Here is a 16,017-nt window from a genome sequence, read left to right on the forward strand (position 1 = left end):
CAGATCCAGGTGCTGAAGGCGGCATCCACCATTAACGGCCGAGCGATCCAGATGATGAAAAGGCCAAGACGCGGGAAGATACCGGCGAACATCGCAAACAGGCACCCCATCGTTGTTCCCTTCACTCGGCGCGAGTCATGCAGGACGGCAGCGAACGCCCCATTCCTCAGCGGCCCACAGCGCTCCACGTCGCCGGCTCGGGCCCTGACGCTACGCGCCGTACTACGGCGTGTCCTCATCCTGGACAGGTGATCTTCGGATGAGTGACCCACGACCTTCAGGTGTGCGCGGCCTCGCACAAGAAGCCCTAGGAAAGGGACAAGACCCGGGAGGCCGTCGACGCCTACCTGGGCACTGCACGGTCTCAGGAATCAGCTGCGGAAAGCCATTGAGCCCGCACGCTGCCGAATACCGTGACATTGCGGATGCCGTGCCGCGTCATTCGAGGCCGTCCGGCACCCTCCGACGTGGCGGCTCTGAGGCCGCCAGAGCCAGCGCCGACGGCGGCGGGTCCGCGCGCCCCAGCGACCCCTCACGATCCGTCAAGGGCGTCAAGGGGAGAGCAGTGCTCTCGAAGATCCTGCGGACTAGGTGCGGACCAAATCGACCTTTCAGTCACGTTTCCGCAGGTCAGAGGCCTGAAAGTGGATGAGTCGGTCTATACGCCGGGTTCTGTTCCGCGTGGCCGTTACCCGCCGCGCGGTGACGGTCATCCATCTCGACCGGCCATTGCTGACCGGTTCCAGCGCCCTACCCGCAGGCTCGGACGGGCCGTCCTCGAACGCCTGCTGTCTGGGCTTGCTCCAGGTGGGGTTTACCGAGCCGTCTCAGTCACCTGAGGCGCTGGTGGTCTCTTACACCACCGTTTCACCCTTACCTCGCGACCGGCCGAAGCCGGAACCGAGGCGGTCTGTTCTCTGTGGCACTGTCCCGCGGATCACTCCGGGTGGGTGTTGGCCACCACCTTGCCCTGTGGAGCCCGGACGTTCCTCGGCAGGTCTCCCGAAGGAGCCTGACGCGACCGCCTGACCGACTCATCCACGGAGCGAGTCTATCGGCGCAGCGGGACCAGACGCGCCGGTGAACCCCGGGGGGCACATCTCGACAAGGGTTCTCAGCGGGTATGCGTCGAGGCGACGCGGGTTACGCGCGCCTGGGGCCACAGCCCGTGCCCAGGGTGTATGAAGTCTCCTGTGAAACGGCTCGGTGCTTCGGTTGCGGGAGTGGGACTCGTCCTGGCGCTCGGGGCGTGCTCCGGCTCGGGTGGCATCACGTTGCCGACCAGCCTGCCCACCACGATCTCCACGTCGATCACGCTGCCGACGATTCCGACTCAGACGCAGACCCAGACCCAGACTCAGACGCAGACCCAGACTCAGACGCAGACCGAGACCCGCACCGAGACCCGCACCGAGACGCAGACCCAGACGGTGACGGCGACGAGCACGCCGACGACCGTCACGGTGACGTCGACGTCGACGCCGACGGCGACGGCGACGGCGGCCCCGCAGTCGGAGCCCACGAGCAGCGGTCTGCCGGCGTGGGCCTGGGTGGTTCTCGTCATCCTCCTGCTCGCTCTCATCGGCCTCATCGCCTGGCTGATCCAGCGAACCCGGGTCCGCGCCGCGTGGGACGCGCGGCTCGACGCCACCCGTCAGACCGCAGGGTGGGTCGAGGATTCCCTTGTCCCCCAGACCATGTCGAAGGCGACTGCCGAGGAGGCGGCGGCGACCTGGCGCAGCGCTGGACCGCGTCTCCTGGCCGTCGACCAGGAGCTTCACGACCTCACCACGAACGCCCCGGACGTCGAACGTGGCGATGCGGCGCAACAGCTGCGCGGCCGCTTGAGTGCTGTCGTTGCCGCGGTGGGCGCCGACACGTCCACCACGGCGGAGATGGGGGCGGAAGAGATGCGGGCCCGGCGAGCGACGATCCAGAGCGCGCGGACCGAGCTGCGGAACTACCTGGGCGCGACCAGCACCCATCGTTGAGCCGACGACGCGAGCCCGCTACGAGGTGACGCTTCGGCTACGACGCCGGTGACGGCGGGATCACGCTCGGCGACGGCAGCTCGGCCTCCACCCAGGCGTCGACATCGCGCCAGATGTCGTCGACCCATCTGCGGATCCCGTGCTGGTCCGCGGGGACCGTCCCAGCGTCGGCCATCCACCAGTGGATCGACATCGGCTGGTGCACCACCGGGATCGCCTCCCAGATGTCAAGGGGCGAGACGAGCAGGTCGAGGCCGGCGTGCACGAGGACGACGACATCGAGGTCGGGCCGGGCGGTCAGCGCCGCGACGACGCCGCCTGGTCGCGGTGGCAGCACGTGCTCCTCCTCCTCGGCCTCCTTGGCACGTTTGTACTGGCCGGTCCGCAGCAGATACCGCACCGCCCGTTCGTGCCGTTTCGGCGTCCAGTTGCCGCCCTCCGGGAAGATCAGCAGCGCCTCGTCGTCCACCAGCGACTCGGCGAGCCGCGCCACGTGGGCGATCCGGTCGTCGCCCGCGCCCGTCCTGGACGGCAGGAAGTAGCAGTCCAGCCGGTTGAGCAACAGGTCGATCCCCGGATCCCACTGCATCGCGGCCTTGAGCACGACCTTGGGCCTGCGACGGAACGTCGTGAGGATGAGGTTGACCAGGGTGAACGAGTCCCCCGGCCCGGCGTGACGACCGAGAATCATCAGCGGCCGGTGCAGTGCCGGCAACGGCCCGGCGTCGACGATCACGCGGTACCCCACCATCGACCGCGACGCCTTCGCGAGGACCCGCAGGGCCTGCCGGAGCAGCGCCGTATGCCGTTCCCGCCAGACGGTCACGTCCCGGCTCGGCAACGGCTGCCGGAACCACATCCACCAGCAGCCGAGCAGCATCCCGACGTCCGTCCACAGGTAGGCCATGGCGAACGACACGACGCGCAGCAGCCGGCGCCGCCCCGGGAAGAGCGCGACCACGGCCCCCACCACGTAGAACGGCACCAGGATGACCGTCAGCATGACGACGATCGGCAGCAAGAGCAGGTGGAAGACGCGACGTACCCAGTAGGGCGGAACCCCGAGCCTCACCGCGGGGCCTCGCTCTCGAGGCCGGCCAGATAGCTTCGCGTGGCGACGCTCGCCGCCCCGATCCGCGCCGTCACCTGCCGGGCCCCGCGGTAGCTCATCGTCATCGAGGGCGAGCGCTCCGCGCCGGAGGGCAGCACGTGCACCGCAACGCCATCGGGCACCCGCTCGAGGTCCTCGTTGAACCGGTACCGCCGGGCGATCTCGAACGCCACCAGCCCGACCTCCCACGGCCACCGCGGCGCCCGCAGAGCGTGTTCGATCCGGCCGACCTGCAGGACGTAGACCGTCCGCGCGCCGAGGTCGATCGCCCGCGAGACGGGTATCGAGTGGACCAGACCGCCGTCGAGGTAGTGCATCCCGTCGATCTCCCGCGCGGGCAGCAGCCCGGGCACCGCGCACGACGCGAGGACGGCGTCCACCACGTTCCCCGTCGAGAACCATCGCGCCGACGCCGTCTCGATCTGGGCCGCCACGCACTGGAACCGCACCGCCAGGTCCTCGATCTGCATCCCGCCGAGCTCCTCCGACAGGAGGCTCTCCAGCGCGTCGCTCGAATGCAGGTGGCTGGCCAGCCGTCCCACCCGCCGCAGCCGGGCGGACAGCGAGTCCGCGAAGACGCCGGACTCGGACGCACGAACCCACACGTCGGCCAACCGGTCGACCGCCCCCGGGGTCGGGTCGGCGGCGAGGAAGGCGCCGTTGACCGCGCCGACACTCGTCCCGACGACGAGATCGGGCCGGATGCCGAGCCCGAGCAGGCCCTCGAGCATGCCGACCTCGCTGGCACCGAGGATGCCGCCGCCGCCGAGCACGAAGGCCACCGGCCCGGACTGCGCTGCCACGCCCCGAGACTAGTTCCCGCCCCGCCGGGCCGGCCTGCTCAAACGCTCTCGTCGCCCCGTCCGTCGTCCCGCGAACTACGCTCCCAAGTATGCCGGGACAGCCCTTCCGGAAGGCCGGAACCAACGCGCCGCTGGGGTACTACGCCTGGGAGGCCGCGGGGCTCCGCTGGCTTGCCGACGTACCCGGCGGCGCGGACGTGGTGCCGGTCCTCGAGGTCGGAGAGGACGAGCTGCTCCTCGAGCGGCTCGACCCGACGAACCCGACCCGAGAGCAGGCCGAGGCCTTCGGGCGGGCGCTGGCGGCGACCCACGCTGCGGGCGCACCCGCATACGGAAGCCCACCCGACGGCTGGCGCGGCGATGGCTGGCTGGGCCCGCTCAGCGAGCCGCTCCCCCTGTCGCTAGACCCGGTCCCGACGTGGAGCGAGTTCTACGCGCACCAGCGGATCGAGGCGGTCCTCGCCCAGGGCCGGCGGCTCGGCATCTACGACGACCAGGCGACCGCGCTGTTCGAGAAGGTGGCCGCCCGGGTCGCGGCCGGTGAGCTGGACTCCGGCGAACCGCCGTCGCGGCTGCACGGCGACCTCTGGGCCGGCAACGTCGTCTGGACCGCCCGCGGCGGCGTCCTCATCGACCCGGCCGCGCACGGCGGCCACCGCGAGGCCGACCTCGCGTTCCTCGTCCTCTTCGGCGCCCCGCACCTCGACGCGATCCTCGGCGGGTATGCGGAGGTCGCACCGCCGGCGGACGGCTGGCGGGAGCGGGTCTCGCTGCACCAGCTGCACCCGCTGATGCTCCACGCCGTGCTGTTCCGCGGTGGCTACGTCGGGCAGAGTCTGGCGACTGCGCGCCGCTGGGCCTAGGACCCCCGGGTCGCCTGATCTCGACAGTGGTGCGCCCGCGCTCGGCTTGCCGAGCGCGGGGGCACCACTGTGGCCGCATCGATGGTGGCGGTCAGTTCGGCGACGATGGCGGGCAGGTCGGTGACACTTGTGTCACCGGCCTCGGCGGGGGTGATGGACCACGTCTCTCCAGGCCCCTCAGACCACGACGAAGGCGATCTTCCCCGTCGCGATGTCCGCGCTCTCGACCCGCACCTGGATCTGACGACCGAGCTTCACCGCGCCCCGGGCCGACGCGACGATGGCCGGGTCGGTGAGCTGGACGGTGAGGACGCCCCGCTTGGTGTCGACGTCGACGACGTCGGCCGTGAACACGTCACCGACCCGGGACACCATCACGGCCGCCTCGACGGCGTCGGTGCAGGCGCGCTCCACCGCCTTGGCCCGGCGGTCACCCTCCTGCATCGTGGTGGGCAGCGCGGGCAGCGCCTCCTTCACCCAGGACGGCACCTCCTCGCGGGCACAGACCGCGGCGCAGACCAGCAGCCCGTACCGGTCGACCAGGCGACGAAGCGGAGCGGTCACGTGGGCGTACGGGGCGGCCACCGCAGCATGGAGCGGCTGGGCCGGGACCTCGCCGTCGAAGTTCGTGTAGGCCGCGCCGCGGAACAGGCTGGTCGCCTCGTGGACCAGCGCGAGCTGTCGCGGGTCGTCGAGGTCGAGCCCGCGGATCAAGTCGCCGTAGCGCTGGGACCTCGGCCAGTCGATGCCCAACGCCTTGGCCTGCCGTCGGAACCGCGCCACGCTGCCCTCGTCCGGCGGCGGCATGGTCCGCAGGATCCCGACCTTCGCATCGATCATCATGGTCGCGGCGGCCATCCCGGTGAGGAGGGAGAGCTGCGCGTTCCAGTCCTCCGCCCGGACTGGCGGTCGGAACCCGAGGTCGAAGCCCCCGTCCTCGTCGAGGGTGACCTCCTGTTCGGGCAGCGGCAGGCTGGCCCCGCCGCGCTCGGACTCGAGGGCGATCCGCTTCTCACCGATCTCCTTGAGCAGCACCAGGATCTCGTCGGCGGTCCCCTCGTCGACGGCCTGCTGCACCCCGACGTAGTCGAGCCGCGCCCGGCTCCGAACCCGCGCGCGGTAGACCGTGGCACGGGTCTGTTCCCCGCGGCCGTCGAGCTCGATGTCCCAGACGAACGCCGACCGCAGCTGGTCCGGCAGCAGGCTGCCGGCCTCCTCGCCGATCACCCGCGGGTGCAGCGGTGTGCGCTGGTCGGGCGAGTAGACCGTCTCGACCCGGCGGTGCGTCTCGAGGTCGAGCACTCCGCCGGGGGTGACGTACGCGGGCACGTCGGCGATGGCATACCGCACCCGGTACCCGTCCCCCACCCGCTGCAGGTGCAGTGCCTGGTCGAGGTCCATCGAGCCGACCGGGTCGACGGTGACGAAGGGCACGTCGGTCTCGTCTCGGTCCGGCAGCGCCACGTCCCGCGCGGCGCGCTCGGCCTCGGCCTCGACGTCGGGCGGGAAGTCGCCCGGCACCTTCAGCTCGCCGCGGATCGCCGCGAACCGGGCTACCAGCGCCTGGTGGTCGACCTCGGTATGCGTCGGCACCGGGGTCGTGGTGCGGAACCGGATCTCGCGCTGCGGCATGGGCGCCACCATAGGACGCGTCTCCGGATTACCCTCCCAGCACAGGGTGCTGCCGAGGAGTGACGGGGAGGGTGCGATGGCCCTGATCCCCGACCGGGCGACACTGCGGAAGCGGTTCTTCGCGGAGTGGCCGCAGATCGTCCGCATCGTCATCGCCGCTGTGGTCAGCTGGGAGGTCTGCCTGCTGATCGACACGAGTGCGGTCCCGATCTTCGCCGTCGTGGCCCCGCTGGTGGCGATGCGCGACCAGCCGTTCTCGGCCCTCAACGTCTCCTTCGACCGCATCGTCGGCGTCGTCGTCGGCGTCGTGCTCGGGGTGGTCGTCGTCCGGGTGTTCGGCTCGACCCTGCTGTCGGTCGTGGTGGTCCTGGTGGTGGGGCTCCTGTGCGGCGTGGTCCTGCGCATCGGGCCGGTGCTCAACATCCAGGTCACCCTCACCGGCCTGCTGGTGTTCACCAGTGTCGATCCGGACACCTACGGGGTGACGCGCCTCTGGGAGACGCTGATCGGGGCCGGTGTGACCGTCGCGCTCTCGCCGCTCCTCTTCCCGCCGGACGCCGCCAAGCAGTACCGCCTCGAGCTGCACCGGGTCTGCGTCGGGCTGAGCGAGCACGTGGCTCAGGCCGCCTCGCTCGTCGAGGACGCATCGTCGAACCACCAAGAGCTCGTGGAGCTGCACGACGAGGCCCGGAAGACCGAGAACAGTGCCCAGGCGCTACCCGGGATCCTCGCGTCGGCCAAGCGGGCGGTCCGGAACAACCCGCTGCGGCGGCGGGACATCGGGCCCCTGGAGACACTGGCCGAACCCACCGCCACGGTCGTCGAGATGGCCCGCTGGACCCGTCTCCTGGTCGAGGAGGTGGCCGACCTCTCCGGTCGCCCCGACGTCGACCCGTTGTGGCCGTCGAGCGGCGCGTCGCTGTCGCGGGTGCTGCGCCCGCTCGCCGCCGTGATCGACGGCGTCCTCGTCAAGGACGCCGGGGAGGGGGCCACCATCGCCGTGGCCGCGGAGGAGCTGCGGCGCTGGCGAGAGGTCGACAAGCACCCGCTGGCCGTGATCATGCGTCGACCGACGTTCCGGCTGCTGCGGACCGTCGCGACCCTGACCGGCGAGACGGTCCCGAACCTGCCCCACCCCAGCGGCACCGACTCGGTCGGCGACCTGGTCGGCGAGACGCCGGTGGAAGGTGGCCACGACCACTCCGGGGGCGGCCCGCCGGGTGACCGGCGGCGCGGTGGCTCCCGTCCGCCACCGTAGGGTGACCGGTCGTGACGGGGACCGAGCTCGCGGACCTCGCGAGCCGGGTCCTCCCCGTCCTGGCCTTTCTCGTGGCGATCACCGTGGTGGCCGAGATCGCCGACCTGGCGGGGGTGTTCGACGTCGCGGCCCACTGGGCCTCGCGGGCCGGGCGCCACCGGATCTGGGCGCTCTGGCTGCTCGTCGTCGCCATCGCCTGCGCCAGCACGATCGTCCTCAGCCTGGACACCACGGCCGTCCTGTTGACGCCGGTGGCGATCACCGTCGCGCGTCAGGTCGGGGTATCGCCGCTGCCGTTCGCCATGACGACGCTCTGGCTGGCCAACACGGCCTCCCTGCTGCTCCCCGTCTCGAACCTCACCAACCTGCTCGCCCTCCACCACATGAACCTGCTCGGCGTCGGCCAGGGCGGGTACCTGCAGCTGTCCTGGGCACCGGCGCTCGCGGCGATCCTCGCGACCGTCGTCCTGCTCGCGGTGCGCCACCGGCGCTCCCTGTCCGGCCGGTATGAGCCGGACGCCCCTCCCGAGCCGCACGACAGGGTCCTGCTCTGGGTCGCGGCCGCCTGCTGCGTGCTGCTCGGCCCCGCATTCGTGACCGGCGTCGTGCCGGCGATCCCGTCGGCCGGCGCTGCCGGCGTCCTGCTGGTGGCGGTGGTCGTGCGCGACCGGTCCCTACTGCGCCGGATCTCCGTGCCGTGGCTGATGGTCCTCGGGGTGAGCGTCCTGTTCGTCGTCGTCGACATCGCCCTGAACCATGGACTGCGCGAGGTGCTCGCGTCGCTGGTCGGGTCGGGTACCGACGCCGGCGCCCTCTTCCGGCTCGGCGCGATCGGCGCCGTCTCCGCCAACGTCGTCAACAACCTGCCCGCCTACCTGGCCCTCGAGGCGGTCTCCGCCGACGCGCCGGTCCGCCTCATGGCCTTGCTGGTCGGCGTGAACGCCGGTCCGCTGGTCACCCTCTGGGGATCCCTCGCGACCCTGCTCTGGCGGCAGCGCTGCCGGACCCAGGACCTGCAGGTCGGCGTCGGGTACCTGGCCCGCGAAGGCCTGCTCTGCGCCGTCGTCAGCGTGGCCGCCGGACTCGGCGCCCTGGTTCTGTTCGGCTGACCGCCGGACCGTAGGGTTCCGGCGTGCTCGTCCTGCTGCCGCCGTCCGAGGGCAAGACCGTCCCTCGTCGCGGCCGGTCCCTCGACCTGAGCACGCTGTCGTTCCCCGGGCTCACCACCGCGCGCCAGGCGGTCCTCCGGTCTCTCGTCGCGGCCAGCGAGACGCCCGATGCGCTCGACGTGCTGGGCGTGCCCCCGACCCTCGGTGACGAGGTGGCGCGCAACCGTGGCCTCGTCACCGCGCCGACGGCCCCCGCCGCCGCGGTGTACTCCGGCGTCCTCTACGCCGCCCTCGGCCTGGCCTCCCTCGACACCGCCGGCCGCCGCCGCGCGAACCGGTGGCTGGTCGTCACGTCCGCGCTCTTCGGCGCGGTCCGGCCGACCGACCGCATCCCCGCATACCGGCTGTCTATGAAGGTCAACCTGCCGCCGCTCGGCCCGCTCGCCGGGGTGTGGCGGACGCCTCTCGGCGCCGAGCTGGACGCCCTCGCGCAGCGCGGCCTCGTCGTCGACTGCCGGAGCAGCACGTATGCGGCGGCGTGGGTGCCGGCCGGCCCGACGGCCGCGCGGTGGGTCACGGTCCAGGTGCCGGGTGCGACCCACATGGCGAAGCACACGCGGGGCCTGGTGGCGCGGCACCTCTGCGAGGCCGGGGTCGACACGCGGAACCCGGTGCGCCTCGCCGCCGTGCTCGCCGAGCGGTTCGAGGTCGACCTCGCCCGGCCGCTGCGGGCCGGGCGTCCGTGGGTGCTCTCGGTCAGCTGAGCTGAGCGAGGGCGGTCACGACGTCCTCGACCAGGTCGAGCGGGTCCTCCAGGCCGACCGAGATCCGGATCGTCCCGTCGGTGATCCCGACCGCCGCGCGCGCCTCCGGGGTGAGCCGGCGATGCGTCGTCGTGGCCGGGTGCGTGACGAGGGACTTGGCGTCGCCGAGGTTGTTCGAGATGTCGACAACCTCGAGGGCGTTCATGACACGGAACGCCTCGTCCTTGCCGCCGTCGATGACGAAGGTGACGACGCTGCCGCCGCCGGACATCTGGCTCCGCGCGAGGTCGTGCTGCGGGTGGCTGGGCAGCCAGGGGTGCAGGACCCTCGTGACTCGTGGGTGTGTCTCCAGCGCCCTGGCCAGCACGATCGCGTTCTCGTGCTGGCGGTTGACGCGCAGCGAAAGCGTCTCGAGGCCCTTGACCAGCACCCAGGCGTTGAACGGCGACATCGCCGGACCGGTGTGCCGCATGAGGTTCTTGACCGGCCCGTCGATGAACTCGCTGGTCCCGAGGACCGCGCCGCCGAGGACACGACCCTGACCGTCGATGTGCTTCGTCGCCGAGTAGATGACGACGTCGGCGCCGAGCTCCAGCGGCCGGCTGAACACCGGGGTGCCGAAGACGTTGTCGACGACGACCTTGGCCCCGGCCGCATGGGCGAGGTCGGCCACCGCGCGGACGTCGACCAGCTCCTGCATCGGGTTGCTCGGAGTCTCGAAGAAGACCGCGGTGGTCGGCACGCTGAGCGCCTCGCGCCACTGGTCGAGGTCCGGCCCGTCGACGAGGACGGTCTCCACACCGAACCGCGGCAGGATCTCGTCGACGATGACGAAGCACGACCCGAACAGCGCCCGCGAGCTGATCAGCCGGTCGCCCTGGCCGCAGAGCGCGGCGAGCGCCACCCAGACGGCGGCCATCCCGCTCGCGGTGGCGAAGCAGGCCTCGGCACCCTCGACGAGCCGCATCCGCTCCTCGAACATCCGGACCGTCGGGTTGCCGTAGCGCGAGTAGATGAACTTCTCGATCTCGTCCTTGAAGGCGGCCTCGGCCTGCTCGGCCGAGTCGTAGACGAACCCGCTGGTGAGGAACAGCGCCTCAGCGGTCTCGTCGAAGTCGCTGCGGGCCAGGCCGCCCCGGACGGCGAGCGTGTCGGGCCGCAGTTCTCGCATACCGGGGAGGATAGAACCCGGTCCCTCAGGGGAGATGCGACGTCCGGTTGACGAACGGCACCGAGACCCGGCCGTCGGGCCAGAGCTCGACCGCGGTCAGCGAGGCCGGGTCGGTCAGGAGCGCCCAGAACCGCTCCTCGTCGATGCCGAGGACGCGCGCGAGCACGACGAGGATCGGCTTCCGGCTGGTCACCACGACGGTGGTGCCGCCCGCCTCGAGGGCTTTCCCGTACGCGCGCAGCACCCGGGTCTCCAGCTCCGCCAACGACTCGCCGCCGGGACGGCGGTAGTCCCTGTCGCGCCACAGCTTCATGAGGTCGTCAGCCTGGTGCTCGGCCAGCTCGGTGAAGACGGCGCCGTCCCAGTCGCCGAACGACTGCTCGTCCCAGTCGTCGTCGACGACCGGCTCCACGGCGAGGAACGCCGCGACTGCATCGCCGGTCTGCCGCGCCCGGGCGAGGGATGACGTCACCAGGCGGACCTCGCCCTCGATGAGCGCCCGGACCGCTTCTGCCGCCTGCTCGGCCTGCTGCCGACCGGTCTCGCTGAGGTCCGGGTCGGCTCCGCCACGGCCGTCGACGCGGCCCGCTTCGGTGTACGGGGTCACGGCGTGGCGGACGAGCAGCAGCCGGGTGGCGCCGGTGGGTGCCGACGGCGGTTCGGGGTTCTCGCCGACGGCCGTGGCCTCGGCGGGGTCGACCGGCCCAGCCGGCCCAGCCGGTTCGGCCGGCATCAGGTCTGGGGCAGGCCGGACTCGGCGGTCCGGACGAGGATCCGCCCGCACTCCTCGCAGCGCAGCACCTCGTCGGCGGGCGCCTGCGTGATGCGGTTCAAGTCGACCTGGTTGAGCTCCATGTGGCAGCCGCCGCAGCGCCGCTGACTCAGCTCGGAGGCGCCGATCCCGCCGTTGCCGGACCGGATCCGCTCGTACAGCGCGACGAGGTCCTCCCCCACCGACTCGACGGTCGCGGCCCGTCGACCCGCCACGGTGTCGCGCTCGCCCGCGTAGTCACCCATCGCGAGGTCCCTGGCCTCGACGACCTCAGCGAGGCGGGTCGCGAGGTCCCGCTGGTCGCGCTCGAGGACGGTCACGTGCTCGGCCAGAGCCTCGGCCCGCTCCATGATCTCCAGCTCGATGTCCTCCAGCTCGGACTGGCGCCGCGACAGGGAGGCCAGCTCGTGCTGGAGCGCCTGGAGGTCCTTGGCGGTGCCGGTACCGGCGTCCAGCCGGGCCCGGTCACGGGCGGCCCGGTCGCGGACCAGCTGGACGTCGGCCTCGGACTTGTCCACCTCTCGCTGCACGTCGGACAGGGCGGTCCGCGAGTTGACCAGCTGGGTGTCGAGCGTGCGCGCTTCGTCCTCGAGCGCGGTGACCTCGCGGTGCTGCGGCAGGTTCGACGTCGCGTGCTCGATCTGGTCGAGCCGCATGTCGATCGCCTGAAGGTCGAGCAGCGCGAGCTGACGAGTCGGGTCGGCTTTCAGCTGGTACCTCCGGGCGGCTGTTCAGGAGAGGGTGGCGACTCGCTGGCGGCGTTGGCGCCCACGACGAAGGTCCAGGGCTCCGTGCGCAGCGTGGAGATGTAGGTCTCCAACCTAGAGGACCCTCCGCGGACGACCTCGAGAAGCCGCCGCTCGGCCCACGCCAGCCAGACGTACTCGCTCGCCCAGTGCCCGGCGTCGATCAGGTAGGGCCGCCCGCCACGGGTGGTCTCCCGCTCCTCCAGCGCCGGGTGATGCCGCAGGTCGGCGGTGACGTAGACGTCGACGTCGGCGGCCCGCACGACCTCGAACCGGTCGTCGCCGGACCCGCCCAGCACGGCTACTCGTTCGACGAGGGCCGCCGGGTCACCGCTCACCCGGAGGCCGCCCACGGTGGCCGGCAGCCCGTCGGCCACCTGGTCGGCGAAGGCGCGCAGCGTCATCGGCACGGCGAGGTACCCGACCCGGCCGAGCGCATACGGGACGTCCTCGAGCGGCACGACGTCGGTGAGCCCGACCGCGGCGGCGAGCGCGTCGCACACCCCCGGTGAGGCCACGTCGGCGTTGGTGTGGGCGCAGTAGATGGCGAGGTCGCCGAGGATCGCCCGGGTGAGGGACTCGCCCTTGGCCCCGGTGGTGGCCACGCTGTGGATGCCCCGCAGCAACAGCGGGTGATGGGTGACCAGCAGGTCGGCGCCGGCGTCGACCGCCTCCTGCACGACGGCGAGCGTCGGGTCGACGGCGAAGTGGACGGTGCGGACCGCCTGCTCCAGGTCTCCCGCGACGAGACCCACCTGGTCCCAGTCCATCGCGGTCTCCAGCGGGTAGACCGACTCCAGCGCGGCGACGACCTCGCGCAGGGTCGGCGGCTCGTCGGGTGACACGAGGGCGACAATGCCACACGCACGTCGGCGGCCGGTCCTACGGTGGCCGGATGGAGACTCCAGCCCCCGAACACCGTCGTCCGGAGGGTGCGTCCGACGAGACCGTCGAAGCGCTCGGCAAGCTGTCCGAGGCGCTCGAGGTGGTCGAGAACGCCCGCGGCTACCTGTATGCGTTTCACCGGCTCACCGGGATGGGTGACCTCGCTCTGGGCGACGCCGTCGACCTGCTGCGCCAGGCCGGGCACCCGGAGATCGCGGACCGCATCGACCAGGAGCTCGTCGGACGGAACGTCATCGAGGGACGGTGGACGTTCCAGATCGTCGAGGACTACGACGACGGCTACTACGCGCTCTTCAAGCAGCTGGAGGCCGGGGCGCGCGAGGAGCTGGTCGGCGGACGGCGGCACCTGTTCGAGGCCGAGATGAAGGAGTCTCGGCGCACCCACGGGGCCCGCCATCACGAGGCGGCCCCGAGCCGAGAACCTGAGCGGTAGATCAGAGACGGGCGGCGGGCGGCAGCAGACGGTCGTCGGCCTCGGGCCAGCGGTGGGGGTCGGACCCGAGGGCGACCAGCTGCGGTACCTGCTCGCGGCACCACGTCGACACCGCGCGCGTGCCGGCCAGGACGTCGGCGCTGAACTCGGCCCAGCCCACCCACTCGGCGTCGTCGACCTCGTCGGCCGCGAGCGCCAGCGCACCGCCGGGAGCCAGCCGCCCGGCGTACACGGGGCACTGCTCGAGCTCGACGACACCGTCCATCTCGGCGCGGTAGGCGAAGCGCGGCAGGACCAGGCGCAGGGAGGTGACATGGAGCCCGAGCTCCCGGGCGGAACGTCGGCGCACGGCCTCGGGGAGGGCCTCGCCGGGGGCCGGGTGTCCGCAGACCGAGTTGGTCCAGACGCCTGGGAAGGTCCGTTTGCCCAGTGCCCGCCGGGTGACCAGCAGGCGGCCGGCGTCGTCGAAGAGGTACGCGGAGAAGGCCAGGTGCAGCGGTGTGTCCGGGCCGTGGACCACGGCCTTGTCCGCCGTCCCGGCGGCGCGGCCCTCATCGTCGAGGAGGACGACGAGCTCGGTGGTGGGCACGCCTCACCCTAAGCAGCGGCCGCCTCGCAGCGGTCATCGGTCCGACCGGCGGGCGAACCGGGCCTGGCGATGCCACGATGGGGCCGTGATCGAGGGGGCACGTGACACTGCTGACGCCGTCGTCGTCGGCAGCGGTCCCAACGGGCTGGTTGCGGCGATCACCCTGGCGGATGCCGGGTGGGACGTGGTCCTGCTCGAGGCGCGCGACAAGGTCGGCGGTGCGGTCTCGTCGGTGGACCGGGACGGCTGGGTGATGGACGAGTTCAGCGCCTGCTACCCGCTGGCGGTCGCGTCACCGGTGATCTCGCGGCTCGGCCTGGAGGACCACGGCCTGGAGTGGTGCCTCTCCGACGTCGTCGTGACGCACGCCGGCCACCCGGACGATGCGGTCGGCGCGACCATCCACGCCAACGTGCACGACACCGCTGCCGCCCTGGCCGACGACCACCGGGCCGACGGTGCGGCGTGGCTGGAGCTGGTCGAGCAGTGGCACCACGTCAAGGAGCCGTTCCTCGACGCCCTGCTCACCCGCTGGCCGCCGGTCGAGGCCGGGTCGCGGCTGGCGCGGTCGGTGGGCGCCGCCGACCTGCCGGGGCTCGCGCGCTTCTTCCTGCTGCCGGCGACCCGGATGGCCGAAGAGGTCTTCCGGGGTGAGCGCGGCCGGATGGTGTTGCTGGGCAACGCGATGCACGCCGACATCCCGCCCGAGGCGCCGGGTAGCGGGCTGTTCGGCTGGCTCATGTCGATGCTGGCGCAGGACGTGGGGTTCCCCTCCCCGCGGGGCGGGGCGGGCATGCTCGCCACGGCGCTCGCCTCGCGCGCGCGGGCCGCGGGGGTGGAGATCCGCACTGGCGAACGCGTCGACCAGATCGAGCTCGTCGACGGTCGGGCCGGGATCGTCCGGACCGTTGGAGGCGCCGTCGTCCACGCGCGGCGGGCGGTGGTCGCGGACACCAGCGCGCCGATGCTCTACGAGGAGCTGCTCAGCGAGCACGCGGTCCCGCCGCGGCTGCGCCACGCGCTGCGCGACTTCGCCTGGGACCTCCCGACAGTCAAGGTCAACTACCGGCTCCGGTCGACGCCGCCCTGGACGGCGGCCGACGCGCAGCGGGCCGCGGTCGTCCACGTCGGTGCCGACGTGGACGGGATCGTCCGCTGGTCGGCCGACCTCGCGACGCATACCGTGCCGGCGAGCCCGTTCGCCCTCGTCGGCCAGATGACGACCGCCGACCCGACGCGGTCGCCGGCCGGCACCGAGGCGCTGTGGCTCTACACGCACCTCCCCCGCGGCGTCACCGACGACGCCTCGGCCGACGTCCTCGTCGAACGGTCGGAGGAGATGCTCGACCGGTACGCGCCGGGCTGGCGGGACCTCGTCATCGACCGGTGGGTACAGCGACCGTCGGACCTGTTCGCCGCGGACGCCAATCTCGTCGGTGGCGGGGTCAACGGCGGGACGGCCCAGTTGTACCAACAGCTGATCTTCCGGCCGGTGAGCGGGTTCGGTGGGCCTCTGACGCCGGTCGACGGGCTGTACCTGGGCAGCGCGGCGATCCATCCGGGTGGCGGGGTGCACGGTGCGTGCGGGTACCTCGCGGCCCGCCAGGCGCTGCTGGACCACGTGTGGTGGCGGCGACCCGGTACCGCCGTCGCCAAGCGTCTGCGCCGCCGCCTCGAGCTCTGACCAGCGCGCCGACCCCCGTACCCCGCATCAGGAACGCCGGCGCCCCTGCACCCCCGCACGCCCGCACACCCTCCGCCCGCAACTACTCAGACATCTCTGACCAGTCGCGCCCGGAATCGCCAGTGCCGCACTACAACTCAGCCATGTCCGGGTTGTTGCGCCCGGAATCGCCAGTGCCGCACTAC

General features: G+C 72.1%; 15 protein-coding genes and 1 other RNA gene. 7 read left to right on the top strand and 9 right to left on the bottom strand.

All coding sequences use genetic code 11. The annotated features are described in order from the left end of the window. Window positions 1–645 precede the first annotated feature (645 nt). Window positions 646–1,037, bottom strand: an RNA gene (gene rnpB / locus VIG79_RS18055) — RNase P RNA component class A. A gap of 186 nt (window positions 1,038–1,223) precedes the next feature. Between rnpB and VIG79_RS18060 the strand changes: the two genes are divergently transcribed. Then, entirely contained in the window at window positions 1,224–1,991 is a 768-nt protein-coding gene (locus tag VIG79_RS18060; RefSeq protein ID WP_331888165.1) for a hypothetical protein, read from the top strand. Window positions 1,992–2,028: 37 nt separating this feature from the next. Here VIG79_RS18060 and VIG79_RS18065 read toward each other — a convergent pair whose 3' ends face one another. After that, the gene (locus VIG79_RS18065; protein WP_331888167.1) at window positions 2,029–3,063 is read right to left on the bottom strand and encodes a lysophospholipid acyltransferase family protein; all 1,035 of its coding nucleotides are present in this window, start codon (window positions 3,061–3,063) and stop codon (window positions 2,029–2,031) included. After that, window positions 3,060–3,905, bottom strand: a complete 846-nt coding sequence (locus tag VIG79_RS18070; RefSeq protein ID WP_331888169.1) for a patatin-like phospholipase family protein — start codon at window positions 3,903–3,905, stop codon at window positions 3,060–3,062. The genes VIG79_RS18065 and VIG79_RS18070 overlap by 4 nt, the downstream gene beginning before the upstream one ends. A gap of 89 nt (window positions 3,906–3,994) precedes the next feature. On the opposite strand from VIG79_RS18070, the gene VIG79_RS18075 reads away from it, so the two are divergent. Further along, a complete protein-coding gene (locus VIG79_RS18075; RefSeq protein ID WP_331888171.1) occupies window positions 3,995–4,768 on the top strand; it encodes a fructosamine kinase family protein in 774 nt (257 codons plus the stop codon). 177 nt (window positions 4,769–4,945) lie between these two features. Here VIG79_RS18075 and VIG79_RS18080 read toward each other — a convergent pair whose 3' ends face one another. Beyond that, window positions 4,946–6,400: an RNB domain-containing ribonuclease gene (locus VIG79_RS18080; RefSeq protein ID WP_331888173.1), complete on the bottom strand. Its 1,455-nt coding sequence runs from the start codon at window positions 6,398–6,400 to the stop codon at window positions 4,946–4,948. 76 nt (window positions 6,401–6,476) lie between these two features. Here VIG79_RS18080 and VIG79_RS18085 point away from each other — a divergent pair, with 76 nt between their 5' ends. From VIG79_RS18085 to VIG79_RS18095, 3 genes are read left to right on the top strand one after another with little or no spacing between them, the layout of a single operon-like run. Then, window positions 6,477–7,658: an FUSC family protein gene (locus VIG79_RS18085; RefSeq protein WP_331888175.1), complete on the top strand. Its 1,182-nt coding sequence runs from the start codon at window positions 6,477–6,479 to the stop codon at window positions 7,656–7,658. A gap of 11 nt (window positions 7,659–7,669) precedes the next feature. After that, complete coding sequence (locus VIG79_RS18090) at window positions 7,670–8,767, top strand: SLC13 family permease (RefSeq protein ID WP_331888177.1); 1,098 nt, start codon at window positions 7,670–7,672, stop codon at window positions 8,765–8,767. 23 nt (window positions 8,768–8,790) lie between these two features. Continuing rightward, window positions 8,791–9,531 carry a YaaA family protein gene (locus VIG79_RS18095; RefSeq protein ID WP_331888179.1) on the top strand — a complete coding sequence of 247 codons (741 nt, stop codon included), beginning with the start codon at window positions 8,791–8,793 and terminating at the stop codon, window positions 9,529–9,531. Here VIG79_RS18095 and VIG79_RS18100 read toward each other — a convergent pair. Genes VIG79_RS18100 through VIG79_RS18115 form a run of 4 tightly spaced genes read right to left on the bottom strand, consistent with a single transcriptional unit; the run spans window position 9,524 to window position 13,065 of the window. Then, window positions 9,524–10,702 (bottom strand): O-succinylhomoserine sulfhydrylase, encoded by a 1,179-nt coding sequence (locus VIG79_RS18100; RefSeq protein WP_331888181.1) that lies wholly within the window; start codon window positions 10,700–10,702, stop codon window positions 9,524–9,526. The genes VIG79_RS18095 and VIG79_RS18100 overlap by 8 nt on opposite strands. A gap of 25 nt (window positions 10,703–10,727) precedes the next feature. Further along, window positions 10,728–11,435, bottom strand: coding sequence for a histidine phosphatase family protein (locus tag VIG79_RS18105; RefSeq protein WP_331888183.1), 708 nt, complete (start codon window positions 11,433–11,435; stop codon window positions 10,728–10,730). Then, window positions 11,435–12,130: a zinc ribbon domain-containing protein gene (locus VIG79_RS18110; RefSeq protein WP_331888185.1), complete on the bottom strand. Its 696-nt coding sequence runs from the start codon at window positions 12,128–12,130 to the stop codon at window positions 11,435–11,437. The genes VIG79_RS18105 and VIG79_RS18110 overlap by 1 nt, the downstream gene beginning before the upstream one ends. Before the next feature lie 50 nt (window positions 12,131–12,180). Then, window positions 12,181–13,065, bottom strand: a complete 885-nt coding sequence (locus tag VIG79_RS18115; RefSeq protein ID WP_331888187.1) for a Nif3-like dinuclear metal center hexameric protein — start codon at window positions 13,063–13,065, stop codon at window positions 12,181–12,183. 50 nt (window positions 13,066–13,115) lie between these two features. Between VIG79_RS18115 and VIG79_RS18120 the strand changes: the two genes are divergently transcribed. Then, window positions 13,116–13,559, top strand: a complete 444-nt coding sequence (locus tag VIG79_RS18120; RefSeq protein ID WP_331888189.1) for a hypothetical protein — start codon at window positions 13,116–13,118, stop codon at window positions 13,557–13,559. Window position 13,560: 1 nt separating this feature from the next. On the opposite strand, the gene idi is transcribed toward VIG79_RS18120, so the two are convergent. Further along, window positions 13,561–14,148, bottom strand: coding sequence for an isopentenyl-diphosphate Delta-isomerase (gene idi / locus VIG79_RS18125; protein WP_331888190.1), 588 nt, complete (start codon window positions 14,146–14,148; stop codon window positions 13,561–13,563). An 85-nt stretch (window positions 14,149–14,233) separates the two neighbouring features. Here idi and VIG79_RS18130 point away from each other — a divergent pair, with 85 nt between their 5' ends. After that, window positions 14,234–15,832, top strand: coding sequence for an NAD(P)/FAD-dependent oxidoreductase (locus VIG79_RS18130; protein ID WP_331888192.1), 1,599 nt, complete (start codon window positions 14,234–14,236; stop codon window positions 15,830–15,832). Window positions 15,833–16,017 lie beyond the last annotated feature (185 nt).

Source organism: Lapillicoccus sp. (assembly GCF_036559105.1).
Taxonomy (GTDB): Bacteria; Actinomycetota; Actinomycetes; order Actinomycetales; family Dermatophilaceae; genus Lapillicoccus.